The sequence below is a fragment of the Hyphomonas polymorpha PS728 genome (assembly GCF_000685315.1).
Lineage (GTDB): Bacteria > Pseudomonadota > Alphaproteobacteria > Caulobacterales > Hyphomonadaceae > Hyphomonas > Hyphomonas polymorpha.
Map to the genome: position 1 here is coordinate 39,341 of NZ_ARYM01000006.1, position 25,680 is coordinate 65,020.

Annotated in this window: 25 protein-coding genes; 12 read left to right on the plus strand and 13 right to left on the minus strand. The window is 62.0% G+C overall.

Annotated features, from left to right (window positions below; genetic code table 11):
• Window positions 1-129: 129 nt before the first annotated feature.
• Both groL and groES read right to left on the minus strand, forming a co-directional pair.
• Window positions 130-1,770, minus strand: a complete 1,641-nt coding sequence (gene groL / locus HPO_RS06400) for a chaperonin GroEL (protein WP_035595948.1) — start codon at window positions 1,768-1,770, stop codon at window positions 130-132.
• Window positions 1,771-1,824: 54 nt separating this feature from the next.
• The gene (gene groES, locus HPO_RS06405) at window positions 1,825-2,115 is read right to left on the minus strand and encodes a co-chaperone GroES (RefSeq protein ID WP_035595950.1); all 291 of its coding nucleotides are present in this window, start codon (window positions 2,113-2,115) and stop codon (window positions 1,825-1,827) included.
• 372 nt (window positions 2,116-2,487) lie between these two features.
• Between groES and HPO_RS19635 the strand changes: the two genes are divergently transcribed.
• The 3 genes from HPO_RS19635 (at window position 2,488) to HPO_RS06420 (ending at window position 5,116) form a co-directional block, all read left to right on the plus strand.
• The gene (locus HPO_RS19635; protein ID WP_051612372.1) at window positions 2,488-3,360 is read left to right on the plus strand and encodes a GGDEF domain-containing protein; all 873 of its coding nucleotides are present in this window, start codon (window positions 2,488-2,490) and stop codon (window positions 3,358-3,360) included.
• A 69-nt stretch (window positions 3,361-3,429) separates the two neighbouring features.
• Window positions 3,430-4,632: a CaiB/BaiF CoA transferase family protein gene (locus HPO_RS06415; protein WP_035595952.1), complete on the plus strand. Its 1,203-nt coding sequence runs from the start codon at window positions 3,430-3,432 to the stop codon at window positions 4,630-4,632.
• Window positions 4,633-4,648: 16 nt separating this feature from the next.
• On the plus strand, window positions 4,649-5,116 hold the full coding sequence (locus HPO_RS06420; RefSeq protein ID WP_035595954.1) for a cupin domain-containing protein: 468 nt from the start codon (window positions 4,649-4,651) through the stop codon (window positions 5,114-5,116).
• On the opposite strand, the gene HPO_RS06425 is transcribed toward HPO_RS06420, so the two are convergent.
• The gene (locus HPO_RS06425; RefSeq protein WP_035595956.1) at window positions 5,113-5,931 is read right to left on the minus strand and encodes an SDR family NAD(P)-dependent oxidoreductase; all 819 of its coding nucleotides are present in this window, start codon (window positions 5,929-5,931) and stop codon (window positions 5,113-5,115) included. The two genes, HPO_RS06420 and HPO_RS06425, sit on opposite strands and share 4 nt — an antisense overlap.
• Before the next feature lie 175 nt (window positions 5,932-6,106).
• Between HPO_RS06425 and rpsD the strand changes: the two genes are divergently transcribed.
• Window positions 6,107-6,724 (plus strand): 30S ribosomal protein S4, encoded by a 618-nt coding sequence (rpsD, locus tag HPO_RS06430; protein WP_035595958.1) that lies wholly within the window; start codon window positions 6,107-6,109, stop codon window positions 6,722-6,724.
• Window positions 6,725-6,799: 75 nt separating this feature from the next.
• Entirely contained in the window at window positions 6,800-7,624 is an 825-nt protein-coding gene (locus HPO_RS06435; RefSeq protein ID WP_035595961.1) for a polyphosphate kinase 2 family protein, read from the plus strand.
• Between the two features lie 23 nt (window positions 7,625-7,647).
• Here the strand turns inward: HPO_RS06435 and HPO_RS19640 are convergent, their stop codons facing one another.
• Entirely contained in the window at window positions 7,648-8,577 is a 930-nt protein-coding gene (locus HPO_RS19640) for a GIN domain-containing protein (protein ID WP_051612373.1), read from the minus strand.
• A 96-nt stretch (window positions 8,578-8,673) separates the two neighbouring features.
• On the minus strand, window positions 8,674-9,642 hold the full coding sequence (locus tag HPO_RS06445) for a GlxA family transcriptional regulator (protein WP_035595962.1): 969 nt from the start codon (window positions 9,640-9,642) through the stop codon (window positions 8,674-8,676).
• A gap of 67 nt (window positions 9,643-9,709) precedes the next feature.
• Here HPO_RS06445 and HPO_RS06450 point away from each other — a divergent pair, with 67 nt between their 5' ends.
• On the plus strand, window positions 9,710-10,414 hold the full coding sequence (locus tag HPO_RS06450; protein WP_035595963.1) for a DJ-1/PfpI family protein: 705 nt from the start codon (window positions 9,710-9,712) through the stop codon (window positions 10,412-10,414).
• Here HPO_RS06450 and rimO read toward each other — a convergent pair.
• The 5 genes from rimO to HPO_RS06475 all read right to left on the minus strand — a co-directional run bounded on the left by rimO (window position 10,411) and on the right by HPO_RS06475 (window position 15,718).
• A complete protein-coding gene (rimO, locus tag HPO_RS06455) occupies window positions 10,411-11,766 on the minus strand; it encodes a 30S ribosomal protein S12 methylthiotransferase RimO (protein WP_035595964.1) in 1,356 nt (451 codons plus the stop codon). The two genes, HPO_RS06450 and rimO, sit on opposite strands and share 4 nt — an antisense overlap.
• A gap of 58 nt (window positions 11,767-11,824) precedes the next feature.
• A complete protein-coding gene (locus HPO_RS06460; RefSeq protein ID WP_035595966.1) occupies window positions 11,825-12,784 on the minus strand; it encodes a hypothetical protein in 960 nt (319 codons plus the stop codon).
• Window positions 12,785-12,875: 91 nt separating this feature from the next.
• Window positions 12,876-13,211, minus strand: a complete 336-nt coding sequence (gene grxD, locus HPO_RS06465; protein ID WP_035595968.1) for a Grx4 family monothiol glutaredoxin — start codon at window positions 13,209-13,211, stop codon at window positions 12,876-12,878.
• Window positions 13,212-13,561: 350 nt separating this feature from the next.
• Complete coding sequence (locus HPO_RS06470; protein WP_035595969.1) at window positions 13,562-15,409, minus strand: M2 family metallopeptidase; 1,848 nt, start codon at window positions 15,407-15,409, stop codon at window positions 13,562-13,564.
• 78 nt (window positions 15,410-15,487) lie between these two features.
• A complete protein-coding gene (locus tag HPO_RS06475; protein WP_035595971.1) occupies window positions 15,488-15,718 on the minus strand; it encodes a BolA/IbaG family iron-sulfur metabolism protein in 231 nt (76 codons plus the stop codon).
• 63 nt (window positions 15,719-15,781) lie between these two features.
• Between HPO_RS06475 and HPO_RS06480 the strand changes: the two genes are divergently transcribed.
• From HPO_RS06480 to HPO_RS06490, 3 genes are all read left to right on the plus strand, one after another.
• A complete protein-coding gene (locus tag HPO_RS06480) occupies window positions 15,782-16,849 on the plus strand; it encodes a M28 family peptidase (RefSeq protein WP_162174017.1) in 1,068 nt (355 codons plus the stop codon).
• Window positions 16,846-17,358: a DUF1993 domain-containing protein gene (locus HPO_RS06485; RefSeq protein ID WP_035595973.1), complete on the plus strand. Its 513-nt coding sequence runs from the start codon at window positions 16,846-16,848 to the stop codon at window positions 17,356-17,358. Before HPO_RS06480 ends, HPO_RS06485 begins: the two co-directional genes overlap by 4 nt.
• A gap of 258 nt (window positions 17,359-17,616) precedes the next feature.
• Window positions 17,617-18,222, plus strand: coding sequence for a porin family protein (locus HPO_RS06490; protein ID WP_035595975.1), 606 nt, complete (start codon window positions 17,617-17,619; stop codon window positions 18,220-18,222).
• 70 nt (window positions 18,223-18,292) lie between these two features.
• Here HPO_RS06490 and HPO_RS06495 read toward each other — a convergent pair whose 3' ends face one another.
• Both HPO_RS06495 and purL read right to left on the minus strand, forming a co-directional pair.
• Window positions 18,293-19,120, minus strand: coding sequence for an aldo/keto reductase (locus HPO_RS06495; protein WP_035595977.1), 828 nt, complete (start codon window positions 19,118-19,120; stop codon window positions 18,293-18,295).
• 14 nt (window positions 19,121-19,134) lie between these two features.
• A complete protein-coding gene (gene purL / locus HPO_RS06500) occupies window positions 19,135-21,396 on the minus strand; it encodes a phosphoribosylformylglycinamidine synthase subunit PurL (protein WP_035595979.1) in 2,262 nt (753 codons plus the stop codon).
• A 175-nt stretch (window positions 21,397-21,571) separates the two neighbouring features.
• Between purL and HPO_RS19645 the strand changes: the two genes are divergently transcribed.
• The 3 genes from HPO_RS19645 to HPO_RS06515 all read left to right on the plus strand — a co-directional run bounded on the left by HPO_RS19645 (window position 21,572) and on the right by HPO_RS06515 (window position 24,644).
• Window positions 21,572-22,702: an aromatic ring-hydroxylating oxygenase subunit alpha gene (locus tag HPO_RS19645; protein WP_051612375.1), complete on the plus strand. Its 1,131-nt coding sequence runs from the start codon at window positions 21,572-21,574 to the stop codon at window positions 22,700-22,702.
• Between the two features lie 66 nt (window positions 22,703-22,768).
• Window positions 22,769-23,905: an FAD-dependent oxidoreductase gene (locus tag HPO_RS06510; protein WP_035595981.1), complete on the plus strand. Its 1,137-nt coding sequence runs from the start codon at window positions 22,769-22,771 to the stop codon at window positions 23,903-23,905.
• An 88-nt stretch (window positions 23,906-23,993) separates the two neighbouring features.
• Entirely contained in the window at window positions 23,994-24,644 is a 651-nt protein-coding gene (locus HPO_RS06515; RefSeq protein ID WP_035595983.1) for a hypothetical protein, read from the plus strand.
• Window positions 24,645-24,681: 37 nt separating this feature from the next.
• Here HPO_RS06515 and HPO_RS06520 read toward each other — a convergent pair whose 3' ends face one another.
• Complete coding sequence (locus tag HPO_RS06520) at window positions 24,682-25,680, minus strand: adenosine deaminase (RefSeq protein ID WP_035595985.1); 999 nt, start codon at window positions 25,678-25,680, stop codon at window positions 24,682-24,684.

The following is a 25,680-nucleotide window of genomic DNA, read 5'->3' on the forward strand; positions in this document are numbered from 1 at the left end:
CGCAGCATTGTTTTTTGGTGATGCTAAGGAGGCGGCGGCGCGCCTGCAATCATGACCCAAAGTAAACAGCCCCCCGGATCGCTCCGGAGGGCTGTCTGATGTCTTCGCTGGGATGCGAAGGGGAAGGACTTAGAAGTCCATACCGCCCATGCCACCCATGCCGCCCGGCATGCCGCCGCCAGCAGACTCTTTCTTCGGAGCTTCGGTGATACCGGCTTCCGTCGTGATCAGCAGGCCAGCCACCGAGGCAGCGTTCTGCAGAGCCGAGCGGACAACCTTCACCGGGTCGATGACGCCCATCTGGACGAGGTCACCATACTCTTCGGTCTGGGCGTTGAAGCCGTAGGAGCGCGACTTGTTGTTGACGATCGTGTTGACGACCACCGAACCTTCAACGCCTGCGTTCTCGGCGATCTGGCGAGCCGGAGCTTCCAGGGCCTTGCGGACGATGTCGATGCCGGCTTTTTCGTCTTCGTTGGCGCCGACAACATCGATGTGACGCGAAGCACGCAGGAGCGCGGTGCCGCCGCCAGGAACGATGCCTTCTTCAACAGCGGCGCGGGTTGCGTTCAGGGCGTCGTCGACGCGGTCCTTACGCTCTTTCACTTCCACTTCGGTTGCGCCGCCAACCTTGATCACGGCAACACCGCCAGCGAGTTTAGCCAGACGCTCTTGCAGTTTCTCACGGTCATAGTCGGAAGAAGTGTCTTCGATCTGCTTGCGGATCTGCGAAACGCGAGCTTCGATTTCTTTCTTCTTGCCGGCGCCGTCGACGATGGTCGTGTTGTCCTTGTCGATCGACACGCGCTTGGCTTTGCCGAGCATTTCCATGCCGACGTTCTCAAGCTTGATGCCAAGGTCTTCGGAGATGACCTGGCCGCCGGTGAGGACAGCGATGTCCTGCAGCATGGCCTTGCGGCGGTCGCCGAAGCCAGGGGCTTTGACGGCAGCGATTTTCAGGCCGCCGCGCAGCTTGTTGACGACGAGGGTGGCGAGCGCTTCGCCATCAACGTCTTCAGCGATGATGAGGAGCGGCTTCTGCGACTGGACAACCGATTCGAGGATCGGGAGCAGCGGCTGAAGGCTCGACAGCTTGGCTTCGTGAAGCAGGATCAGGACGTCGTCGAGTTCGACGATCATCTTGTCCGGGTTGGTGATGAAGTAGGGGCTAATATAGCCGCGGTCGAACTGCATGCCCTCGACAACGTCGAGTTCGGTTTCGAGCGCTTTGGCTTCTTCAACCGTGATGACGCCTTCATTGCCGACTTTCGCCATGGCTTCAGCGATCATCTGGCCGATTTCGGTCTCGCCGTTGGCGGAGATGGTGCCGACCTGGGAGATCTCTTCGTTCGTCTTCACCTTCTTGGAGTGGTGAGCGAGGTCGGAGATGACTTCAGCGACGGCTTTGTCGATGCCGCGCTTCAGGTCCATCGGGTTCATGCCGGCAGCAACGCGCTTCATGCCTTCGCGGACGATGGCCTGGGCCAGAACCGTTGCGGTCGTGGTGCCGTCACCTGCGGTGTCGTTGGCTTTCGATGCCACTTCGCGCAGCATCTGGGCGCCCATATTCTCGAGCTTGTCTTCCAGCTCGATCTCTTTCGCCACGGTGACGCCGTCTTTCGTGGTGCGCGGAGCGCCGAAAGACTTTTCGATGACCACGTTACGGCCTTTCGGGCCGAGCGTGACTTTCACTGCGTTGGCGAGGATGTCGACGCCGCGGAGCATTTTCTCGCGGGCATCGGCGCCGAAAACAACGTGTTTTGCAGCCATGTGAGTTACCTCTTGTGTTATGTCTGGGGTTCAGAAGGACAGGTTGGGGCGGACTTACTTGTCCAGAACGCCCATGATGTCGCTTTCCTTCATGATCAGCAGGTCTTCACCGTCGATCTTCACTTCGGTGCCGGACCATTTGCCGAACAGGACGCGGTCGCCTTTCTTGACGTCGAGCGGAACGCGCTCATTGTCGTCGCCGATGGCGCCGTTGCCGACAGCAACCACGATGCCTTCCTGCGGCTTTTCCTTGGCGTTATCAGGGATGATGATCCCGCCTTTGGTTTTTTCTTCTTCTTTCACGCGGCGCACGACAACGCGGTCGTGGAGGGGACGAAGTTTCATTGCAGTGCCTCTTCGATCAAAGCTTCCTCGGGTGAATAAGGTGACGGGGCCTCCGCCAGCGCAGCGTTAAGCGCGCATCGTTAGCACTCGCCCGAGCCGACTGCTAACGATGCGGCGGAGATAGGGAATCCCGTTGCCGTCGTCAACAGGGACGAAATGAACCTTTTCTGACCACGCGCGTACTGGGGATGGGCGCCATCGCCTCCGGCAGCCTCTTTTGATCGCTCTGCAGCCTCCGCCGCAGGGCGTTTTCGCTATGTCATTGGTAAATTTTGGATTTCGCGGCTTTGCTCAACTGATGGTCCGGTGAAAGCGCGAATTCAAAACTCCTGCGATAGATTTGCATTGGTAAGTCCGCAGGAGCCGGTATCCATGACATTTTCCCGCCGTGACGTCTGGAGCGCCGTGAATTTCTTTGTGCTTGTGGCGGCAACGGCCCTGTCTCTGTCGTTCAGCGTGTCTCTGCTCTTTTACAAGATGGGCCTGCCCGCCGATATCGGGGCTTATATTCGTCTGAACCTGTTTGTTTCCGGCTGTGTTGCGCTGCCGACGGCGATCATCGCCTCGCTGCATGATTTCCATATGCGCGCCTATCAGCGCCGGCTTGAAGAAATGGCGTGGACCGATGCGCTGACCGGCCTTCTGAACCGACGTTTCTTCGTGCATTCGGCCGAGGAAGAGCGCTCACGGATGCGGCGCACCAAGGAAAATGCTGCGATTGTTCTGATCGACCTCGACCATTTCAAGGAGGTGAACGATCTCCACGGCCATACCGGGGGTGACCTGGTATTGAAGGAAATTGCGGCCATTGCCCATTCCGAGTTGCGCGGGCCTTTTGATCGCCTTGGCCGCTGGGGCGGGGAAGAGTTCGTTGTTCTGCTCAGCAGTGTCAGCCGGGAGCAGGCGATGCTGGTGTGCGAACGTCTGCGCCGCCGCATCGAAGAGACGGTGATCGAGATTTCCGGCAAGGAAGTGTCGGTTACTGCCAGCTTCGGGCTTTGCATGATGGCGCCGGAAACGCCGTTGAATGCCGCCATCGAGTGCGCGGATGGGGCCCTCTACGAGGTCAAACGCCTCGGCAGGAACAAGGTGCTCTGCCGCGACGTTCCGGAAGGCGAGGCTGCGCCGATCGTGACGACGCTTCCGATACGCCGCCGGTTCGGTTCTCGCGGGCAGCGCGAGGGCCTGAGTATACCACACGCCAACGACAGCGCGAGCGAACCTACCCGGCAAGTTGGCACTTGATAATCTGTCCCTGGCTTGCCGCATGCCTGATTTCCTGATTGGAAACAGGCCGCATCCGGGAGACATGTCATGGTATCATCGCAGCCCCGTACGGGTCCGCTCACGGACCTGCGGGTCATCGAACTTGGCCAGCTGATCGCCGGGCCCTTCTGCGGACAGATTTTTGCCGATATGGGCGCCGATGTGATCAAGGTGGAGCCGCCTGGCCAGGGCGACCCGCTGCGCGACTGGGGCCGGGAAGGCTTTCCCCTCTGGTGGTCGGTGGTTGCGCGCGGAAAGCGCTGCATCACGGCGAACCTGCGCGAGAAGGAAGGCCAGGACATTGTCCGCCAGCTTGTGGCGCAGGCGGACTTTCTGCTGGAGAATTTCCGCCCCGGCACACTGGAGAAGTGGGGGCTGGGGTATGAAGACCTTCGGAAGATCAATCCGCGCCTGATCATGATCCGGGTATCGGGCTATGGGCAGACCGGTCCTTATGCCTCCCGGGCGGGCTATGCTTCAGTGGGCGAGGCGATGGGCGGGCTGCGCTATGTGATGGGCGAGGCAGACCGGCGCCCGTCACGCGCGGGCATCTCGCTGGGGGATAGCCTCGCGGGCCTCTACGCAGCGCTTGGCGCTCTTGCCGCGCTGCATCACCGTGAGAAGACGGGGGAAGGGCAGATGATCGACGCGACGATCTACGAGTCCGTGCTCTCGGTGATGGAGGCCCTCGTTCCCGAATATCAGTTCGAAGGATACACGCGCGAGCGCTCTGGCTCGATCCTGCCCAACATTGCCCCCTCAAACATCTATGAGGGCAGCGACGGCATGGTGATCGTGGCTGCCAATCAGGACACGGTGTTCGCCCGCCTCTGCGTTGCCATTGGCCGGCCGGAGCTGAAGGACCATCCCGATTACAAGACGCATGTCGCCCGCGGCCGCAATCAGCAGCAGCTGGATGATCTGATCCAGGCCTGGGCGTCCACGCGCCCTATTGATGAGATTGAGCAGATCATGATCGAGAATGGCGTGCCCGTCGGCAAGGTTTACCGCGCCGCGGACATGCTGTCTGATCCCCACTATGCTGCGCGCCAGTCCCTCACCGAAGTGCCCAGCCCGCGCTGGCCAGGCATGCGCCAGCAGAATGTATTCCCGAAGCTTTCAGCCACGCCGGGCCAAATCCGCTGGGCGGGGCCTGACTCCATCGGTCAGCATACGGAAGAGGTGCTGACAGAGCTGCTGGATCTCTCGCCTGCACAGGTCGCCAAGTTGCGCGCCAGCGGAATAGTCTGAGAAAAGAGGGCCCGTCATGCCGAAGATCGACATCTCCAATGCTCCCGAAGGCCAAGGAACGCGGTATCCTTCTCCGCATGGTGTGCCCTGCGCGCAGCGCCGCTGGCGGGCGCTCGGCAATGCAGCCGGGCTCACCCAGTTCGGTGTGAACCTGCTGACGCTCGATCCCGGTGTCTGGTCGTCCCAGCGCCACTGGCACACGCATGAAGACGAGTTCGTCTGGGTGCTGGAGGGAGAGGTCGTGATGATTACCGATGCCGGACGGGAAGTGATGCGCGCCGGTGACTGTGCCGGGTTTGCGGCTGGGTCTGGTGACGGGCACCATTTCATCAACGAAAGCGATCAGCCGGCGAAGCTGCTCATCGCCGGCTCCCGCGACAACCGCGACGAGTGCAACTATCCCGACATCGACATGCACTTGCACACCGGCCGGTATGAAGATGCCCCACCGCGCTACACCCGCAAGGATGGCACGCCTTACTAGCGCGCGGTCAGGCCCCCATCGACGACATGCTCCTGGCCGGTGATGTAGCTGGACGCATCCGACGCCAGGAACAGGATCAGTTCAGCCACTTCGTCCGGCGTGCCGGGGCGCCCCATCGGCGCGCTGCCGGCGGCAATAATGGCCGGGTCCAGCCCATTGCCTCCAAAGGCGGCGGTGATGGCCGCGGATTGTTCCTTCTGCATCGTCTCGGTCATGCGGGTCAGGGATTTCTGCCAGATCGGCGTGTCGATGATGCCGGGATGAACCGAGTTCACCCGGATCTTGAGGCCAAGCTGGGCGCATTCCATGGCCGCTGCCTTGGTGAAAAGCCGCACAGCGCCCTTGGAGGCGCAATAGGCGCTGGCGCCTGAGGCTCCGCGCAGGCCAGCCACGGAAGAGATGTTGATGATCGAGCCGCCGGTATCCTTCATCGTGCGCATGGCAGCGCGGGTGCCCAGGAACACGCTGTCGGTGTTGACCTCCATCTGTTTGCGCCAATCGGCCAGGGTATAGGTCATGATGGCCCCGCCAATCGCGATCCCGGCGTTGTTGACGAGGATGGATGGCGTGCCGAGCAGGTTCCTGGTGTCAGCAAACACGCTGTCCCAGACCGCTTCGTCCACCACATCCTGCTGGCAGGAGGCGGCCTTGCCGCCAGCTTTGTTGATCTCGTTTGCCACTGCCTTGGCGCCTGCGCCATCCAGGTCAGTTGCCATCACTGCGGCGCCTTCACGCGCCAGAATTAACGCTGCGGAACGGCCAATGCCGCTGGCTGCGCCTGTGACGATGGCCACCTTACCTTTAACTGATGCCATTGATTCCTCCCTGTTTTGCGGCGGACACTAGCAGCCGCTGCGCTTGACGCGAGAGGATTATTGGTGTTTTACCCGCCGCTTCATGACGGGGTGATGCGGTGCCGCCGTTGTAATCGTGGGCTCTTTATACTTGAGCATTAGCCCACCGGCCCGCGTCGAGTGAGAGGACATTGATATGTCTCGTCGCCATAGTGCGAAATACAAGATCGACCGCCGGGTCGGTGAAAACATCTGGGGCCGCCCCAAGTCTCCCTTCAACAAGCGCAACTACAAGCCGGGCCAACACGGCCAGAACCGCCGTAACAAGGTCTCCGACTTTGGTATGCAGCTCATGGCGAAGCAGAAGCTGAAGGCTTACTACGGCGACATCACCGAGAAGCAGTTTGCGAAAACCTACGTCGAAGCTGCCCGTATGAAGGGCAACTCGGCTGAGAATCTGATTGGCCTGCTGGAATCGCGTCTCGACGCGGTTGTCTACCGCGCCAAGTTCGTTCCGACGGTGTTCGCAGCACGTCAGTTCATCAACCACGGTCACGTGATGGTGAACGGCCGCCGCTGCAATATCGGCTCTGCCCGCCTGAAGCCGGGCGATGTGGTTCAGGTCCGCGAGAAGTCGCGTAACCTGGCTCTGGTGCTCGAAGCCCTCGGCAGCCCCGAGCGTGACATTCCGGAGTATGTGGAAGTCGACCCCAAAGCGATGACCGCCACTTACAAGCGCGTTCCGGCTCTGGCCGACGTGCCGTATCCGGTGAAAATGGAACCGGCCCAGGTGGTCGAGTTCTACTCGTCGTAAGACACCTGTATTTCTTGAACTTTCGGGAAGGCCGCGCCAGACTGGTGCGGCCTTTTCATTTTCCGGGAGATCCTCTTGGCCATTCCTTCGATTGCTGCCGTCCGCAAGTCCCTGATCGCGCGCCCGGGCAAGCCGTTCGCGCTGAATGAGCGGCCAACGGCTGACAGGGAGCTGTTTCCCAACAAGGAGGAGGCAGAGACCAGCCTGAAGAAGGACGCCGCCTGCATCAACGAGATGAAGGACATGCTCTATGCCGAGGGCCGCCGCGCCTTGCTGGTGGTGCTGCAGGGCATGGATACGGCGGGCAAGTCCGGCACCATCAAATCTGTGTTCGCCGACACCACGCCGCTGGGCATGGAGGTGAAGGCCTTCAAGGCGCCGAGCGGCGAGGAACTGGCCCGCGACTATCTCTGGCGCGTCCATAATGCCGTGCCGCGCCGGGGGCATGTCGGTATCTTTGACCGCTCGCACTATGAGGATGTGCTGGTGGCCAAGGTGCGCGGCTTTGCGCCGCCGGAAGCCATCGAGCAGCGCTATGACCAGATCAACGCCTTCGAGAAGCACCTGACCGAGAACGGCTATACCATCGTCAAATGCATGCTGAACATCGGCTATGCGGAGCAGGGCATCCGCCTCAAGGAGCGGCTGATGGAGCCGCACAAGCTGTGGAAGTTCAATCCCGGTGACCTGGACGACCGGTCCCTCTGGCCGCAATTCATGGGCGCCTATGAAACCGCTGTCAGCCGCTGCTCAACGCGGCATGCGCCCTGGTATGTTATTCCGGCAGACAGCCGTACGCGCCGCAATGCCATGATCGCCCGTCTGGTGCGCGGGGCGCTGGAAGATATGGACCTCAAATGGAAAGACCCCGGACATGATCCGGGGTCCTACGATATCTGACGGGCCCTGGTGGGGCGTGACCGTTATCTGAAGGTCACGTCGCCGCCGCTGGATTTGTTCACATCCTGCTGCGCGGGGCGGCCTTCGAACGAGATGTCTGCGCCGCTTGAGGCGCTTGCACTGGCGGAGACCGAGGCGAAAGCATCGACATCCGCGCCGCTCGACGCGCTGACGGTTGCCGTTTCGCATGTCAGCTTGGCCGCATCGACATCCGCGCCGGAGGAGGCCTTGATGCTGACGCTGGCGCAGGCGCCGGCCGCTTCCACATCGGCGCCGCTGGAGGCGCTGATGTCGAACTGTGCTGCCCGAAGCGAGCGGAGAGTGATTTCACCGGAGGAGGACGCCGACACCTTCGTCGGGCCCGTGCCTGTCACAAGGGCGTTCACTTCGCCGGATGATGAGGCGCTGAGGTCCAGTGTGCCGGCTTCAAATGCGCCCGCTTCAATGTCGCCCGAAGAGGAGACGTCGATCTTGGCGTTGGCCGCGCGGCCGGACAGGGTGAGGTTGCCGGAAGAAGACGTGCGGGCCTCGAATGAGGCCGCATCAATGCCGCTGGCGTTGGCGGTCGAAGATTGGGCAACCTTGATGCCTTCCAGGTTCGGGCTGGTGACGCGAACGGTGTAATAGGGAACTTTCTTGCCGTTCACGCGCACGGTTTTTCCGCCGTCGGATACCCGGACATTGCCGCCACTGCCGAAGATGCCCTTTTTATCGATGCTGACGCGCGTGATGACGAGGGTATCTCCGTCTACGGACACTTGGGCGTCGGAGAAGTCGTTCCCGTCAGTTTCGATCACCACGGAGATGCCGGGGCCGGCGGTGTAGATGACGTTCATGGCGCCTTTGGCTTCAATCTGGTCGAAAGCGCCGACATTGACGGTCTTGGTGTCGGCGAAGGCGAGGGGGGAAGCGAGCAGGGCAATCATTGCCGTCGCAGTCATGGTTTTCAGCATAGGGGCCTCCTTTGGGGGCTAGAAGCGTGTTGAAGACCATATGGATTATCGAAATACGATATGTCAATCGTTGTTTTTCGATAATTATCCGATTTTTCAGGAGGCCTGCCGCTGACGTCTCAGGACCATAGGGGGTTGGCCATAGGCCTTCACGAAGGCCACGCGCATTCTTTCCGGATCGGAAAATCCGGTCTTTTCCGCCACTTGCTGGATAGAGAGCGCCGTTGTTTCGACGTATTGGCGGGCTGCTTCCAGGCGCAGCTTCTCCACCAGCCTTGCCGGCGTTGTACCCGTTTCGGCGCGGAAGACGCGCGCGAAGTTGCGGGCGCTCATCCCGGCCCTTTCGGCCATGGTCTCGACATTGATGTCGTCTGCCAGGTTCGTCCGTATCCAGCCGATCAGGGCATCAAACCTGCCGGATGCCAGTTTCAGGTCCTGCATTACGGAAAACTGCGATTGCCCGCCATGGCGGCGATGGTGGACCACGAGTTCCCGCGCAGCGGCCTGGGCGACGTCATCACCAAGGTCATCGGCGACAAGCGCCAGAGAAAGATCGATGCCTGCCGTGATACCGGCCGAGGTCCAGTATTTTCCATCACGCACATAGATGCGGTCCGCATCGAGTTTGATGGCCGGAAACAGCCGCTGGAAACCTTCCGAGCGGCGCCAATGGGTTGTGGCGCGGCGCCCATCCAGCAGGCCGGCGGCGGCGAGCAGGAAGGAGCCGGAGCAGACCGAGCAGGTCCGCCGCGTGCGGTCTGAGAGATCGCGAATGGCGCTCAACATGGCGGCGTCTGCCATTGCGGCGCGCGTGCCTTCGCCGCCGGAGACGATCAGCGTATCCAGGGTGAGGCCTGCGGGAAGTTTTTCCGAATGCATCTGCACGCCGGAGGACGCGCGCACCGCGCCGCCCGTCAGCGAATAGACCGTCAGGCTGTAGGGCGGCGGCGACAGGCCGCGCGAGGGCATTTCGAACACGCTGATCGGGCCGGCGGCGTCGAGCAACTGGAATCCATCGAAAATCAGAATGCCGATGGCGCGGGCCGAGCGGTTGGCTGAAATCATGGGAACATTGTCCTTTCTGCCAAGCCCGCTTTACGCCACAAAAGCCCTGTCAGCAAGGAGGCCGCCGATGAGCCAGAAACGCTTCACAACTGTTTTCGCGATATACCCTGACCTTACGCACCTTGATTTCACCGGTCCGCATCAGGTGCTGTGCCGGTTACCGGGGGCAGAGACGATCATCGCCAGCCGCGAGGGCGGGGAAATAGTGGCGGAAGGCGGGCTTGTCATCGGCCGCACACGGAAGTTGTCCGACATTGAGCGGTGCGATCTGATCTGCGTGCCCGGCGGGATGACCGCTACGACGGTTGCGCTGGACGAGGCGTTTGTGTCCGAAGTTCGCCGCCTGGCGCTGGGGGCCAAATATATCACGTCTGTCTGCACCGGGTCGCTGATCCTGGGGGCTGCAGGATTGCTGCAGGGCAAGCGCGCGGCCTGCCACTGGGCCTGGCGGGGCCTGTTACCGGAGTTCGACGCGATCCCGGATGAGGGGCGCGTGGTGCGCGATGGCAATGTGTTCACGGGCGGCGGCGTGACGGCGGGCATCGACTTTGCCTTCACCATGATGGCCGAGATTGCGGGCGAGGCCTATGCCAAGGCGCTGACGCTGGGCCTGGAATATGCGCCCGCGCCGCCTTTCAGGGGCGGGCGCCCGGAACTGGCTGACGGCGAGACCCTGGCCAGGGTCGCTGGAACCATGGATGGCGCGATGGCGCGGCGCGTGGCCGAGGCGCAGGAGGCAGGCGCCCGGATGCGAGCTCGCGTCAACGCCTAGGCAGGCGTGCCGTAAAGGTCGTAATCGTCGGCGCCGGTGATCTCTGCGCGGATGATGTCGCCTGCTTTCAAATGACTGGCATTTTCCAGATAGACCACGGCGTCAACTTCCGGGGCGTCGGCCTGCGTGCGGGCGATCATCTCGCTGGCCTCTTCGCCGGGGCCATCGATGATGACGTCCAGCGTGCGACCGACCTGCGCTTCGGCGCGGGCGGCGGAGACTTCTGCCTGGGCTGCCATGAAGCGGTGCCAGCGATCTTCCTTCACCTCTTCGGGAACGTGACCTGCCAGCTTGCCGCTTTCGGCATGGGCGACGTTTTCGTATTTGAAACAGCCAGCCCGGTCGATCTTAGCTTCACGGATGAAGTCCAGCAGGATCTGGAAGTCTTCTTCGGTCTCACCGGGGAAGCCGACAATGAATGTGGAGCGGATCGCGAGGTCTGGCACCAGTTCGCGCCATTTCTGGATGCGGCTCAATACCTTGTCCTGATTGCCGGGGCGCTTCATGGCTTTGAGGACGTTGGCGGAGGCATGCTGGAACGGGATGTCGAGATAGGGCGTGATCAGGCCGTCAGCCATCAGCGGGATGACGTTATCCACGTGGGGGTAGGGGTAGACATAGTGCATCCGTGTCCAGACGCCGAGGCTGCCGAGGCCCTTGGCGAGATCGAGGAAGCGGGTCTGATATTCGCTGCCGCGCCAGGTTTCCGGCTTGTATTTGATGTCCAATCCGTAGGCGGAGGTGTCCTGGCTGATGACCAGGAGTTCCTTCACGCCGGCGGCGACCAGCTTTTCCGCCTCCATCAGCACATGATGGATGGGGCGGGAGACGAGATCGCCGCGCAGTTTCGGGATGATGCAGAAGCTGCAGCGATTGTTGCAGCCTTCGGAGATTTTCAGATAGGCGTAGTGGCGGGGCGTGAGCCGCAGGCCGCTTTCCGGCACGAGATCCAGATGCGGATTGTGCGGCGGGGTGAGGTGGGTGTGGACCGCCTCCATCACCGCCTCATACTGGTGGGGGCCGGTGACGGCGAGCACCTTGGGGTGAGCCTTCTCGATCACTTCAGGCTCCGCGCCGAGGCAGCCGGTGACAATGACACGGCCGTTGGCTTCGATGGCTTCGCCGATGGCCGAAAGGCTTTCATCGCGGGCGGAGTCGAGGAAGCCGCACGTGTTGACGAGCACGAGGTCTGCGCCCGCATAATCGGGGGCGATCTGGTAGCCTTCGGCCCGCAGGCGCGTGATGATGCGTTCGGAATCGACCAGCGCCTTGGGGCAGCCAAGCGATACGATGCCGACTTTCGGCTGGGTCTTCGGGCGCACGGGCGCTGGGCGGTCGAGATTGAGCGTCATGGCGCCCTGCTATCGCGAAACAGCGTTTCAGGGAAGGCATTGCCGCACTGGGCTTCGATCAGGACTTGTTGCCCATGCGTTTCATGATCTCTGCAGCGCGGGCGTTCATCAGGCTGGCCATGTCTGTGGGCCCCGGCTTGCGGGCCGGATCTGCCGTCACGCGGATGGAGTGCTGGGCCTGGCCGAGGATGGTGCCGAGACTGTCCTTGAAGGTGGCGAATACGGTGGCGACGCCTTCGGCGGTGAGCTTGACGGAGGCACTGGTTGAGCCGCCGGGCGATATCCGTGCCGGCATCATCCAGCCCATTTCGGCGTTGGAGGCGGAGAACTCCACCTGTGTGGTTTCACCATATCCGGTGGCCTGAATGTCGGCCATGGCGCCGACGATGGCCTCGGTGATGCCGCTGAGGGAGCCGCCCATGCCGAGGCGGGGGCCGGAGGCGGCGGGGCGTTTGGCGGGATCGGCGGTGACCTGGATTGAATGGGACGCATTGCCCAAAATATTGCCGAGCTTGTCCTTGAACGTGGCGGTGATGGTGGCGAGGCCTTCCGTTGTCAGACGTACCGAGGCGGCGATGGACCCGCCGATCGCGATCGGCTGGGGCATCATCCAGCCCATATCGGCGTTGGACGCGGAGAACTCGACCTGTTCGCTCTCTCCATAACCCTGGGCGATGATGTCGGTCATCGTGCCGACGATTGCCTGGGTGATGCCGCTGAGAGAGCCGCCCATGCCGAGGCGGGGGCTATCGAAGGCGGTGCTTTGGACCGAGATTGAGTGGCTGGCGCTGGCGAGAGTGCCGCCGAACTTGTCCTGGGCGATGGCCTCAATGGACGTGGTGCCGGAGAGGTCCAGCGAGATCATGAAATTTGCGCTGCCGCCTGAGGCATTGACGATATCGATGCCGGAATTGCCAGCGGCGATGAATTTGACGGTTTCGGTTCCGTTGGGGAGCCCGTTGACGGTGATGAGGATGCGGTCGCCCTGTTTCGCGCTGGAGGGGGCAGTGAAATACATCGCGGAGGCTCCTTGTGACCCTACAAGGAGAGGCGCGATTTCGGTTCAATTCAGGTCAGGCAGCGCGCACAATTATTTGCGCGCGGGGGCATCAATCAGCCAGTTCGATGCCTTTTTCGGCCATCAGGTCGCGCAGTTCGCCGTTTTCGAACATCTCTTTGAGGATGTCGCAGCCGCCGACGAACTCGCCCTTCACGTAGAGCTGCGGGATGGTCGGCCAGTTGGTGTAGGCCTTGATGCCTTCGCGGACGGCCTGGTCTTCAAGCACGTTGGTGGAGACATATTCGACGCCCAGATAGTCCAGAATCTGGACCACGACCGAGGAGAAGCCGCATTGCGGGAAAGTCGGCGTGCCTTTCATGAAGAGGACAACGTCGTTGCTTTTGACGGCCTTGTCGATGGCGTCGAGGGTGGCCTGGTCGGTCATGAGAGTGTCTCCGCGTTTCTCGTTCATGTGAGGCGGCGGGGCGGCGGGGTCAAGAGGGCGGCACATGCGGCCGTATCCGGACTGGCGGTGCCATCCGGTTTTGGGCTGGTTTGCCCGGATCAACGTCATTAGAGATGCAGTGGGCCGTTAGCCCCAGCCGCTCCCATCCTCGGGCGACCTCCCCCCAAACCGAACGATACCGGCGCGGCTCCTGTGGGGAGGATGCATGGAGTTTGCGTGGGTGGGGGACCCGGTTGGATAAGTTCCACTTTCCGCGTGTCATCCCGGACGGCCTGCAGGGCCGATCCGGGACCTTGGATAGGGCGGGGGCCTATCCAACCTTGCGGCCGTTACCAGCCGCAGCTTTGCCCGGCGTTCTGGTCCTTCAGATACACCATCAGCGGGTCGAAGTATTCGATGATGGCGCTGCCGTCCATTTCGCGGGTGCCGGTGAATTTTTCCAGCGTGTCGGGCCAGGGCTGGGACATGCCAGCTTCCATCATTTCCTCGAAGCGGCGCCCAACTTCCTTGTTGCCATAGATGGAGCAGCGGTGGAGCGGTCCTTCCCAGCCGGCCTGCTCGCAGGCGGCCTTGTGGAACTGGAACTGCATGATGAAGCTGAGGAAATAGCGCAGGTAAGGCGTGTTACCCGGAATGTGATATTTCGCACCCGGATCAAATGCATCAGCCGGGCGGGGCGCGGGCGGGATGATGCCCTGGTTCTTCAGGCGAATGTCCGTCCACGACTGGTTATACTGATCCGGCGGGGTTTCCCCCGAGAGGACCCCCCAGCGCCAGCTGTCCACCGACAGGGCGAAGGGCAGGAAGGCGATCTTGTCGAGCGCGGTTTGCAGCAGTAGCGCGGTATCGGCCTCCGCGCCGGGCTTTTCGGCCGCCGAGATCAGGCCGAGCTGTTCGAGATATTCCGGCGTGATGGAAAGGGCGATGAAATCCCCGATGGCTTCGTGGAAGCCATCATGAGCGCCGTTCTTGTAGAGGTGATCCTGATGGCGGTAGGCGAGCTGGTAATAGTTATGGCCCAGTTCGTGGTGGACGGTCTGGAAGTCTTCTGCGTTCACCTGCGTACACATCTTGATACGGACATCTTCATAGTCGTCGAGATCCCAGGCCGAAGCATGGCAGACGACCTCACGGCCCTCTGGCTTCGTGATCATCGAACGCTCCCAGAAGGTTTGCGGGAGCGATTGCAGGCCAAGCGAGGTAAAGAAGGCTTCGCCGGTCTGGACCATTTTCAAGGGTGTGTAGCCCTGCTCGTTCAGGCGGGTGGTGAGATCGTAGGCCGGGCTGGGCGTGTCGGTTTTCAGAATGTCGTAGACGCCCGACCATTGCTGGGCCCACATATTGCCGAGGAGGTCTGCGCGGATGGGGCCGGTGGCGGGCTGGACCGCGTCGCCATAATAGGTGTTGAGACGGCCACGCGCATAGCAGTGCAGTTCCTTGTAGAGGGGCTCCACCTGCGTCCACAGGCGCTGGACCTCAGCCTCCATCTGCGCGGGTTTCATGTCGTAATTAGACAGCCACATCTGGTCGAGGCTGGGATAGCCCAGCTCGCGGGCGCCTTCATTCGCAATGGTGACCATGCGCGCATAGTCCGGCGCCATGGGAGCGGCGATGGAATGCCAGCCCTCCCAGACGGCCTGCAGCTCGGCCGGGTTGCGGGATTTCTCGATGATGCGGGAGGCTTCCAGCAGGTCGATCTCGCGGCCCTGGAACATGAACTTGCCGGTAGAATAGGTCGCGTCGAGCTTTGTCGTGATGTCGGCGAGTTCCTCGGCAGCGCCTTCGCGGGAGGGGGCAGGCAGGGTGATGCCGCTGCGCAGGATCTGGATCTTACGGGCTTCCTCGGGAGGCAGCGTCTTCACATCGAACCGTTTGGAGGCATTGGCGAGGCTGACGACCAGCTTGGTCATCTCGGCGCCCTGCTGGGCGGCCGCGGCATTGGTTTCCGGGGTGATGTTGGTGGCCTGCTCCCAATAGGCCTGGGCGGCCAGATGGCTTTTCGCGGCGATCTGGCTTTCGGCATCCTTGAGGAAGGCGCGGGCCTCGATGGCACGTTCTTCCATCGCGATGGCGGCGGGGTCGATCCGCGTTTTCGCGGGGCCGCAGGCCGCCAGCGCAGCCGCGAGGGCCAGCAGGCTGGCGGATATGGCGGCAGGTTTGAGGAATTGACGCATCATTGACGAAGCCCTCCCAGGCAATGCTGGCGGCAGCAGACCGCGAACCGGCCCTTACGTCAATTGTCTCTGTTGCGGGCTTCAGGGCGCCCGTGTTTTCAGGGCCAGGGCGTGAAGAACGCCGCCCATGTCCCCCTTCAGGGCATCATAGACCATCTGATGCTGGCGGACGCGGGGCACCCCGGCAAAAGCGGTGCTGACGATCTCAGCCTGCCAGTGATTGTCGTCGCCGGCGAGGTCGGTGAGGGTGATTTCGGCGTCGGGGAACGCTTCGGTCAGGTATTTCATCAGCGTATCGCGGCTCATGCCCATGGCAGGTCTCCGGGTCATTCAGGTGACTAGGCACATGCGGCGGCACACCTTATGGGTCAAGGCATGAGCGACACGAAACCTGCGACACCTCACGGGCCTTTTTCCCCTCGAAACCTGCTGATAGGCGCCGTTCTGGCGATTGCCATCCTGCTTGGCGGCTGGCTGCTCTGGCCGAAAGGCGGGGATGACCTGCCCGGCGTGACCTACCGGCCTGTCTATGTGGATGCCGGGGAGATGCTGCATCTGGCGCAGGTGCTGTCCTCCGACGCGCTGGAGGGCCGGGCGAGCGGCACGGCGGGGAACGAAGCGGCGCGCGGCTTCATCCACAAGCGGTTCGAGGAGATCGGCCTGCTGCCGCTGCCGGGTTTTACAGCTTACACGCATACCTTTCCGATCGTGCCGCGCGAGGCGGACGCGGCGCCGATCGTGGGGGCAAATCTGATCGGCTATATTCCGGGCAAGACACCGGGCGCGGGCCCGGCGCTGCTGGTGACGGCGCATTATGATCATCTCGGCGTGCGCGAGGGGGAGATCTATAACGGGGCGGATGACAATGCCTCGGGCGCCTCGGCGCTGGTGGCGGTGGCGGAGTATTTCGCGCTGCACCGGCCAGAGCATGACATGGTGATCGCCGCGCTGGACGCCGAAGAGATCGGCCTTCTGGGCGCGCGAGCGCTGGCGCGGATGGAGGGGTTTGATCATTCGCGCGTGGCGCTGAACCTCAATTTCGACATGGTGGGCCGCTCAGAAGCCGGCGAGCTTTATGTGGCGGGCACCTATCACACGCCGGATCTGGCCGGGATCATTTCGGAGATTGCCACCGATGCGCCGGTGACCCTGCTGATGGGGCATGACCGGCCGGAGGATGGGCCTAACGACTGGACGCTGCAGTCAGATCACGGGGTATTTCACCAGATGGGCATCCCGATCCTCTATTTCGGGGTCGAGGATCATCCGGGTTACCACAATCCGTCAGACGATTTCGAAAACCTGACGCTCGACTTCTTCGTGCGCGCGGCGGACACGCTGGTGATGGCGGCCCGGGCGGTGGACGCAAGACTGGCAGAGATATTCACGCTGCGCCGGGACCCGGCTGGCGAAACGCTTCAAACGGAAGGAAACGCACAATGACCACCACCACGGTCTCCCATATCCTCAAGGCTTCGACCCACCAGACCATTGGCGCCCTGAAGGGCATTCTGATCAAGGGTGAGGCCTATGCCCGCCAGCTGAATGTCGAGGACAGCGTGCTGCTTTCCCATCGTCTTTATCCGGACATGTTTGACCTGACGCGCCAGGTACAGATTGCCTGCGATACCGTAACGCGGGGCGCTGCGCGGCTGGCGGGGCTGGAGATGCCATCATTCCCCGATACGGAACAGACCTTCGGCGAGTTGATGGCGCGCTGTGACAAGGCGATTGCCTATGTGAACGGTGTGGACAGCGCAAAGATCGACGCCAATACCAATGTCACCCTGCAGATCCCGATGGGCGCCAACACCATGCCCATGGAAGGCAAGGCCTACCTTTCGGGCTTCATCCTCACCAACCTGCATTTTCATGCGGCGATTGCCTACGCATTGCTGCGGTCGCAGGGGCTGAACATCGGGAAACGGGACTATCTCGTGCCGGTTGAGTGACGTTTGCGTAATTAATCAGATTGCGGATTATACAGATTGTGAAGCGGCGGGCCGAAAGGTTCGCCGTTTTCCGTTTTGATACAAGGCTGACGCGGAAAATAGCATAAAATCGGAGGTTTCTGAGGAACCGTGACGCTGTTGCAACAGCTGCAGATTTCGAAACATTCACTGGAACTTCTTTCCAGCCGGCGCCGTTGTTTGCGTGCTTCGCCCGAATGGCGTGCATCAAACTCAGGTAGCGTTCTTGAAGGAGAAAACATGTTCAGATCCCTGCTTATCGCGACGGCTGCGACTGGCCTGGCCGCCGCTGCTCATGCACAGGAAGCCGGCCCTTATCTGGAAGGCGGATACCAGTATTTCGACATCAAGCCAGGCGGCGCAGAAAGCGGCGTTGACACCCATGGTATCGCGGCGCGCGCCGGGTATCGTTTCAACAATATCTTCAGCCTTGAAACCGAACTCGCCACAGGCATCGACGACGGTGAGTTTGACTTCAATGTGGATGAAGATGAGTTCAATTTCGACGACAACAATGATGGCGATCTCAGCGATGTGATTGCGGCGTCCGGCGACATTGGCCTCAACTACCTTATTGGCATCTATGGCAAGGCAAATCTTCCGCTGACGGAACGCCTGAACGCTTATGCACGCGCAGGCTATGCCTATGTCGACCTTGATGCCTCACTGGAGACGCCCGGCGGGAATTTTATCAATGTGGAAGATTCTGCCGATGGTCCTGCTTTCGGTGCCGGCATGAGCTATGACCTCACCGACAACCTCTACCTCAAAGGTGACTACACCTATTACTCGTTCGACAGCACGGATACGAGCGGTGTGATGCTGGGTGTCGGCTACAAGTTCTGATCAGAACAGTAGCCTGATACTCCAGGCGAGGGCGCCCTTTCCCACTTCCCTGGGAAAGGGCGTTGCCCGTTCAGGTGGGGCGAAACTGCCGGTGGCGCAGGGTGTTGATGTTTGCCGCCAGATGGGTTGAGGAAGTGGTGGTCATCAGCAAGATGTCTGCGCCCGCTTCGTCATAGGCCCAGTTGAGCGCCTCATCTGGTGTGCTTGCGGTGACGTGTTTCGGCGCAGGGCCGCGCATCGCAAGGCGTTTTGCGGTCCGCCATAACTGCCCGCGCGTCATCTTTCCATGGGGGCGCAGGCCGCCCAGTATTTCTATGGCAAAGACCGCCCGGCCTCCAGCCCTTGCGCGCTGCGCCAATTCCGGACCGGGATTTCCGGGTATCCTGTTCAACGGCAGCATGACGGCTTCGAAAATGGGATCCTCCAGAGCGGTGAGCGCATCTTCCGTGCGCCCCGCAATTCCGAAATGATGGACCAAGCCGCTTGTGCGCAGCTCCATCAGTAGGCCGATGACCTCTGCCGTGATCTCGCTTCGCGCAGGCCCGTGAAGCCATAGAAGGTCAATGGCGGGGCGCCCGAGACGCTGGAGCGAGCCTTCAATGGAGGCGCGCAGACCTGCTGACGAGAAATCTCTGGAACGTTTTTTCAGGCCGCTGGAGAGAAGACCCGCTTTGGTCATAACGAACGCATCCGCGCGGCGGGCCAGCGCCCGGCCCAGCCGGATTTCGCCAAGGCCGCCGCCATAGGATGGGCCGGTGTCGAAGATGGCGCCGCCACCTTCCAACATCTGATGGATGAGCGCGTCACAGGCGTGATCCGGCATCAGAGGCGTAGCAAGCGGGCCGCTGACACCGAAGCCGAAGGCAGGAAGACGGGATAGCCGATCTGCCAGGGTCATCGCGCGGGGCCCGTTCAGTCTACGGCGTTCATATAGCCAGGCAGCCAGCCCTCATGCACTTCGCGCAGGGTTTTCAGTGGCAGGACGGTTTTCTCGCCCTTGCGGACATCATGGAGAAGCGTGATCGCGCCGGTATTGTCAACGCTGCCGACATAAAGTGCAGGCACGTCGCCGATCAGATCGAAAACGGCATCTTCGCTCTTGGCGGCGACGAGGTAGCGGCCCTGGCTTTCGCTGAAGAGGGCAGCGAGGGCGCCGATGCGCGCAAGCCGGTCGCCCAGGTCCAGCGTGACGCCGACATTGCCGGCCAGGGCCATCTCGGCCGCCGCAGCGGCAAGACCGCCATCGCTGACATCGTGGACGGCATGGACGGCGCCGCTGGAGATGAGGGTGCGCACGGCGGCGGCGTTGGCGATTTCCGTTTCCAGATCCACCGGCGGGGGCGGGCCGAGATCGTCCCCCTTCAGGCCGAGCCATTTGCGGGCATAGAGCGAGGCGCCGAAATCCGCCTCGGTTTCACCGATCAGCACGAGGGCATCGCCCGGCTGCGCGCCTTTCAGGGTGGCGATTTTTGACAGGTCTTCGATCAGGCCGACGCCGCCGACGACGGGCGTGGGCGGGATGGCCTTGCCATCGGTCTCGTTATACAGCGACACGTTGCCGGAAACGACGGGGAAGTTCAGCACACGGCAGGCTTCGGCCATGCCTTCGATGGCCTTGACGATATAGCCCATCGTGGCGGGCTTTTCGGGGTTACCGAAGTTCAGGTTATCGGTGATGGCGATGGGCGTGGCGCCGACCGAGGAAAGGTTGCGGTAGGCTTCGGCCACGGCCTGCTTGCCGCCTTCATAGGGATCGGCGGAGACATAATGCGGGTTGCAGTCCGAACAGATGGCGAGCGCCTTGTTGGTGCCGTGAACGCGGACGATTGCCGCGTCGCCGCCCGACTGGGAGCTGTCGATCGTGTCGTTCATGACGTGGCGATCATATTGTTCCCAGACCCAGCGTTTGGAGGCCATGTCCGGTGTCGACATCAGCTTCACCAGCACATCTGCATAGTTGGCGGGGGCGGGGTGCTTTGCAATGTCGAAAGCCGGACGCTTTGGCGGCTCCGTCCACGGACGGTCATAGTTCGGGGCATCTTCGCCGAGCGGCGCAACGGGGATGTCGCACACCACTTCGCCGAACTGCTTGAGCACGAGGCGGCCGGTTTCAGTGGTGATGCCGATCACTTCGGCGTCGAGATCCCACTTGTCGAAGATCGCCTTGGCCACGGCTTCCTTGCCGGGCTTCAGGATCATCAGCATACGTTCCTGGCTTTCCGACAGCATGATTTCATAGGCCGTCATGCCGGTTTCGCGCTGGGGTACCTTGTCGAGGTCCATCTCGATGCCGACGCCGCCCTTGTCGGCCATCTCCACCGAAGAGGAGGTGAGGCCGGCCGCGCCCATGTCCTGGATGGACTGGATCGCATCGGTGGCCATCAACTCAAGGCAGGCTTCGATCAGGAGTTTTTCGGTAAAGGGGTCGCCGACCTGAACGGTGGGGCGGTTGTCTTCCTCGCCTTCGGTGAATTCGGCCGAGGCCATCGTGGCGCCGTGGATGCCGTCGCGGCCGGTCTTGGAGCCGACATAGAGGATCGGCAGGCCGGGCAGCGCGCCGCGGGCGTAGAAGATCTTGTCCTGATCAGCGAGGCCGACGGCCATCGCATTGACCAGGATGTTGCCGTTATAGCCTTCGTCGAACTGGGTTTCGCCGGCCACTGTGGGCACGCCGACGCAGTTGCCATAGCCGCCGATGCCGGCCACGACGCCGGAGACGAGCTGGCGGGTCTTGGGGTGGCTGGGATCACCGAAACGCAGGGCGTTGACGAGGGCCACGGGGCGGGCGCCCATGGTGAACACATCGCGCAGGATGCCGCCGACGCCTGTGGCTGCGCCCTGATAGGGCTCGATATAAGAGGGGTGGTTGTGGCTCTCCATCTTGAAGATGGCGGCCTGGCCATCGCCGATGTCGATCACGCCGGCATTCTCGCCGGGCCCCTGGATGACGCGCGGGCCTTTGGTGGGGAATTTCGACAGGTGGCGGCGCGAGGATTTGTAGGAGCAATGCTCCGACCACATGACCGAATAGATGCCAAGCTCGACAAGGTTCGGATTGCGGCCCAGGCGGCTGACCAGCCGCTCCCATTCATCGGCCTTGATGCCGTGCCCGGCGCCGGAGGCGGCGTCCTGCTCGGCTTTGAGATGGGAAAGAATGGCAGCGGTATCAGTCATCGGTTTGGCCCGTGAGGTAAAATTTGGCGCAGCGCTATTCGGGTTCGCGGCTGGGTTCAACCCGCGCGCTTTAACCTGCGGCGGCGCGCTCGGCCAGCCTTGTTGTGTCATCGGCGCGGGGCAGGGTGGACAAAACGTGACGCATGCGTCACTTTTGTGGCGGGAGGAATTGAAAATGGTTGAAACTTTGCCCGGCTTTGCGGGCGAGATGATCGCGCGTGTTCGCGCGCCGTTGGCGCAGGCGTGGACCTTGCCGGTGGCGGCGTACACCTCCGGGGAGGTATATGCACGCGAGGAGGCGCGGATTTTCCGGCGCAGCTGGTGGCCGCTGGCGCGGCTGGATCAGGTGGGCAGTCCGGGGGATTACCTCTCGCTCGATCTGGCAGGGCAGCCGGTGATGGTGGTGCACGGGCATGATCGCAAAGTGCGCGTGCTGTCGCGCGTCTGCCGCCACCGGGCGGCGCTGGTGGCCGAAGGGGCGGGGAACCGGAAACTCTTCACCTGCCCTTATCATTCCTGGAGCTATGACACGGGCGGGGCGCTGGTGCGCGCGCCGCTTATGGAGGGCGCAGAAGGGTTTGACCGCGCCGCCTGCAACCTGACTGAAATCCGCAGCGAGATTTGGGAAGGGTTCATTCTGGCCAATCTTGACGCCGAAGCGCCACCCTTTGCCCCGCAGGTGGATACCTACACGCGCTATTTCGAGAATTTCCGCCTGTCTGACCTGATCGTGGCGCGGACACTGGAGTTCGAGCATGGCTGGAACTGGAAGGTGCTGGTCGAGAATTTCATGGAGGCTTACCACCATATCGGCGTGCATCCGGAAACGTTTGAGCCGGCCTTCCACGCCCGCGATTCCCGCGTGCCGGAGAGCGATGGGCCATGGTCTATCCTGCACATGCCATCGGCCCATCCCGATGAGCCCTCCATTCTGCCGCCGCCGCCGGGGCTGGAGGATTGGCAGGCGAAAGATCTGTTTGCCTCGGTTGCCTTTCCGCATTTCCTGCTGGGTATCCAGGGCGCCTCGGTGCTCTGGTATCAGCTCTTTCCCAAGGGCCCAGACAGGCTGAGCCTCAAGATCCATATCTGCCTGCCCTTCTGGCTGCAGGAAGCCGAAGGGTTTGAGGAAATCGTTGAAGGCACAGCGCAGTTTGCCACCGCCATCCATATGGAAGACATCGCCGCCAATGACAGCGTCTGGGCCGGGCTGAGCGCGCCGCTGACCGGGCAGGGGCGGCTATCCCCTCTGGAGAAATCGATCTGGCAGATGAACCAGTGGTGGCTGGATCAGATGACGGGAGTGTAACGCTCCGGCGGCTTGGCGGAAGGCGCGGCGCACGGCTAGAGAGGACGGGCAACCACGGAGTGCCCCATGCCACACCTTGCCCGCCGGACTGTTCTTCTGGGTATGGGGGCAAGCGCGCTTGCTGCGTGCGCCAGCCAGCCTGTGACGATGACGGCGCTACCGCTCGCGCGGCCCTTTCCGAAGGTGCTTTCCCAGCGGGACCGGATTACGCGGACGGTGGTGGGCCTGCGCCCGTTCCGGCCTCAGGGGTTCCGGCTGGAGGCGGAGCGTTTTGGCGACAAGACCGTGATCCACAATTACGGCCATGGCGGCTGCGGCGTGACCCTTTCCTGGGGCACCAGCCAGCGCGCGGCCGTGATGGCGGGGGAAACCGGGCGGCTGGATGTGGCGATCCTTGGCGGCGGGGTCATGGGGCTGACGAGCGCGCTGATCCTGGCGCGGCGGGGCCACGCCGTGACGGTGTATGCCGAGCTGATGCATCCGAACACGACCTCAAATATTGCCGGCGCGCTGTGGCTGCCCTCAAGCCTCTATGACCGGGACGTGGCGAGCGAGGAATTCCTGCGGCTCAACTGGCAGGTGACGCGCGAGGCGCATCGCGGATTTCTGCCTTATGTGAACCGGCCGGGCTATGGCGTCAGCTGGGTGCAGCATTCGGAAGTGTCCAACCGGGTGCGGGATCCGCGCTGGGCGCTGCCGGGCGGGGATGATCTGTATCCGGATCTTGACGTGCGCACCACGGAGACGCGGTTTGGCTTTCCCTATGAGGAACGCTATCATGCGATGATGATCGACCCGGACTATTATCTCGACATGCTGATGAAGGATGCCCAGCTTGCTGGGGCGAAGTTTATTGCGCGGCGGTTTGAAACGCTTGAGGAAGTTCTCGCCCTTCCGCAGCCGGTGGTGGCGAACTGCACGGGGCTGGGCGCCGCGAAACTGTTTGGCGATGAAACGCTGATGCCGATCCGCGGGCAGCTGTCACATCTGCTGCCGCAGCCGGAGATTGACTATTCCTATACCGCGCCGGGGACGGGCGGCGCGCTCTACATGTTCCCGCGCAAGACAGGTCTGGTACTTGGCGGCAGCCATGGGCGCGGGGATTTTTCGATGGATGTGAGCGAGGAAGAATTGACCCGCATGATTGATGGCCATGCGGCGCTGGCCGAGCGGGCGGCGTTTTCGACCTGGGTGCCAAACTAGGCCATTTCTGGGCAATTCTGCGGCGGGGGAAACCTGCGGCTTTCTGATGCGTTGGCAATTTCAAGTGACGCACCAGAGGAGCTAAATCATGCGGAACCCATTGATTGCCCTTATTCCCGCCGCGCTGATTGCAGGCGCTGCTTATGCCCAGACTGAGCCGGAGGCCACTGATCCTCAGCCGGTTGAGGCGGTTGAAGCAGAAGTTGACGAGCAGGCCGAGGAAGAAGAGGAAGCTCCGCCCCCGCCGGAAGCAGTAGTTGTTGAAGCGCAGGGAAGCTGGGACCGCGCCACCACCTCAGGCCGCGATACCGTGACCTATACGTCTACGGACGGTGAGGAACTCTTCTCGGCGACGTGCATGACGGCCGATACCGAAATGGGTGACCGGATTCTGCAGATCAAGGCAGTTTCCGCTGAGGACACGGTGGGCGCCATCGACATGTTCACTTCGGCCGGCAATGCCCGCCTTCCCGCTGCGCCCGGCATGACGCCCGATACGGCTGAGGGCCTTACGGAAGCGGTGAGCCACCCGGCCTATGTGCTGGCCTCCGGCGCCGGGGAAATCAAGGTTACGTCTGGCGCGCGGGGTATCGTATTCGAGACCGACCCGATGCTGAAAAGTGTGATCCGCGATTGCTACCCTGACTTTGCGGCGGGCTTTGCCGCTGCTCCGGAGACGGAGGAAGAGGCAGAAGATGCGCCCGGTGAGCCAACTGAAGAGGCCGAGCCCAACAGCTAAGCCTGCGACAATCCGCAAATATTACGGCCGTCTGGGATCAGGCGGCCGTTTCTATTGCGGCAAGGTGGCGCTGTTTGTTCGCCTCCGGAAGGAAGCTCGCGGTGAAACTGTTGCGGGCAAGCTGGATGAGCTGCTGATCCGAGAGGCCAAGCGCGGCGGCAGTCTGCTCATAGTTGCGGCCGATATAGCCGCCGAAATAGGCCGGATCATCCGAATTGACGGTGACGAGAAGGCCCGCTTCGAGCTGGGCTTTTACGGGGCTCTGCTTCAGGTCGTCGATCACGCAGAGCGACAGGTTTGACAGGGGGCAATTGGTCAGCGGGATCTGCATTTCACGGATCATGCTGACGAGTTCGGGGTCTTCCATGCAGCGGTTGCCATGGTCGATGCGGTCCACGCCGATGTCGAGCAGGGCTTCGCGGACATAGGAGGGCGGGCCTTCTTCGCCGGCATGCATGCAGAGCTTGAAGCCCAGCTCGCGGCAGCGCTGGTAGAGGCGCTCGAACTTCAGCGGCGGGTGGCCCATTTCCGAGGAATCGAGACCGACGCCGATGAACTTGTCGTGCCAGGGTTCAGATTGAACCAGAAGGTCAAAGCCGTCCTCTTCGGAGAGATGCCGCAGGAAACTCATGATGAGATAGGAGCTGATGCCGAGTTCCTGCTCGCCCTTTTTGATGGCGGCAAGGATACCATCAGTGACGACGCCAAAGGGCACGCCGCGCTCGGTATGAGCCTGAGGATCGTAGAACATCTCGACATGGCGCACATTGTCGGCCTCCGCGCGCTGGAGATAGGCCCAGGTCAGGTCGAAGAAGTCTTCCTCGGTGCGCAGCACCTGCATGCCCTGATAATAGAGGTCGAGGAATTCTTGAAGGTTGGAGAAGTTGTAGGCGGCCCTGGCGTCTTCCAGCGTCTTGAAGGGCAGGGTGATCCTGTTGCGCTCGGCCAGCGCCATCATCAGTTCGGGCTCGAAGCTGCCTTCGATGTGGAGGTGAAGCTCAGCCTTGGGTAGGCGTTGGATCAGATCGGTTTGCAT

What these genes read in the sequence shown, in the direction of transcription:
- groL (WP_035595948.1), bottom strand. Translation starts at nt 1,770, where the DNA reads ATGGCTGCAAAACACGTTGTTTTCGGCGCCGATGCCCGCGAGAAAATG.
- groES (WP_035595950.1), bottom strand. Translation starts at nt 2,115, where the DNA reads ATGAAACTTCGTCCCCTCCACGACCGCGTTGTCGTGCGCCGCGTGAAA.
- HPO_RS19635 (WP_051612372.1), top strand. Translation starts at nt 2,488, where the DNA reads ATGACATTTTCCCGCCGTGACGTCTGGAGCGCCGTGAATTTCTTTGTG.
- HPO_RS06415 (WP_035595952.1), top strand. Translation starts at nt 3,430, where the DNA reads ATGGTATCATCGCAGCCCCGTACGGGTCCGCTCACGGACCTGCGGGTC.
- HPO_RS06420 (WP_035595954.1), top strand. Translation starts at nt 4,649, where the DNA reads ATGCCGAAGATCGACATCTCCAATGCTCCCGAAGGCCAAGGAACGCGG.
- HPO_RS06425 (WP_035595956.1), bottom strand. Translation starts at nt 5,931, where the DNA reads ATGGCATCAGTTAAAGGTAAGGTGGCCATCGTCACAGGCGCAGCCAGC.
- rpsD (WP_035595958.1), top strand. Translation starts at nt 6,107, where the DNA reads ATGTCTCGTCGCCATAGTGCGAAATACAAGATCGACCGCCGGGTCGGT.
- HPO_RS19640 (WP_051612373.1), bottom strand. Translation starts at nt 8,577, where the DNA reads ATGCTGAAAACCATGACTGCGACGGCAATGATTGCCCTGCTCGCTTCC.
- HPO_RS06445 (WP_035595962.1), bottom strand. Translation starts at nt 9,642, where the DNA reads ATGATTTCAGCCAACCGCTCGGCCCGCGCCATCGGCATTCTGATTTTC.
- HPO_RS06450 (WP_035595963.1), top strand. Translation starts at nt 9,710, where the DNA reads ATGAGCCAGAAACGCTTCACAACTGTTTTCGCGATATACCCTGACCTT.
- rimO (WP_035595964.1), bottom strand. Translation starts at nt 11,766, where the DNA reads ATGACGCTCAATCTCGACCGCCCAGCGCCCGTGCGCCCGAAGACCCAG.
- HPO_RS06460 (WP_035595966.1), bottom strand. Translation starts at nt 12,784, where the DNA reads ATGTATTTCACTGCCCCCTCCAGCGCGAAACAGGGCGACCGCATCCTC.
- grxD (WP_035595968.1), bottom strand. Translation starts at nt 13,211, where the DNA reads ATGACCGACCAGGCCACCCTCGACGCCATCGACAAGGCCGTCAAAAGC.
- HPO_RS06470 (WP_035595969.1), bottom strand. Translation starts at nt 15,409, where the DNA reads ATGATGCGTCAATTCCTCAAACCTGCCGCCATATCCGCCAGCCTGCTG.
- HPO_RS06475 (WP_035595971.1), bottom strand. Translation starts at nt 15,718, where the DNA reads ATGGGCATGAGCCGCGATACGCTGATGAAATACCTGACCGAAGCGTTC.
- HPO_RS06480 (WP_162174017.1), top strand. Translation starts at nt 15,782, where the DNA reads ATGAGCGACACGAAACCTGCGACACCTCACGGGCCTTTTTCCCCTCGA.
- HPO_RS06485 (WP_035595973.1), top strand. Translation starts at nt 16,846, where the DNA reads ATGACCACCACCACGGTCTCCCATATCCTCAAGGCTTCGACCCACCAG.
- HPO_RS06490 (WP_035595975.1), top strand. Translation starts at nt 17,617, where the DNA reads ATGTTCAGATCCCTGCTTATCGCGACGGCTGCGACTGGCCTGGCCGCC.
- HPO_RS06495 (WP_035595977.1), bottom strand. Translation starts at nt 19,120, where the DNA reads ATGACCCTGGCAGATCGGCTATCCCGTCTTCCTGCCTTCGGCTTCGGT.
- purL (WP_035595979.1), bottom strand. Translation starts at nt 21,396, where the DNA reads ATGACTGATACCGCTGCCATTCTTTCCCATCTCAAAGCCGAGCAGGAC.
- HPO_RS19645 (WP_051612375.1), top strand. Translation starts at nt 21,572, where the DNA reads ATGGTTGAAACTTTGCCCGGCTTTGCGGGCGAGATGATCGCGCGTGTT.
- HPO_RS06510 (WP_035595981.1), top strand. Translation starts at nt 22,769, where the DNA reads ATGCCACACCTTGCCCGCCGGACTGTTCTTCTGGGTATGGGGGCAAGC.
- HPO_RS06515 (WP_035595983.1), top strand. Translation starts at nt 23,994, where the DNA reads ATGCGGAACCCATTGATTGCCCTTATTCCCGCCGCGCTGATTGCAGGC.
- HPO_RS06520 (WP_035595985.1), bottom strand. Translation starts at nt 25,680, where the DNA reads ATGCAAACCGATCTGATCCAACGCCTACCCAAGGCTGAGCTTCACCTC.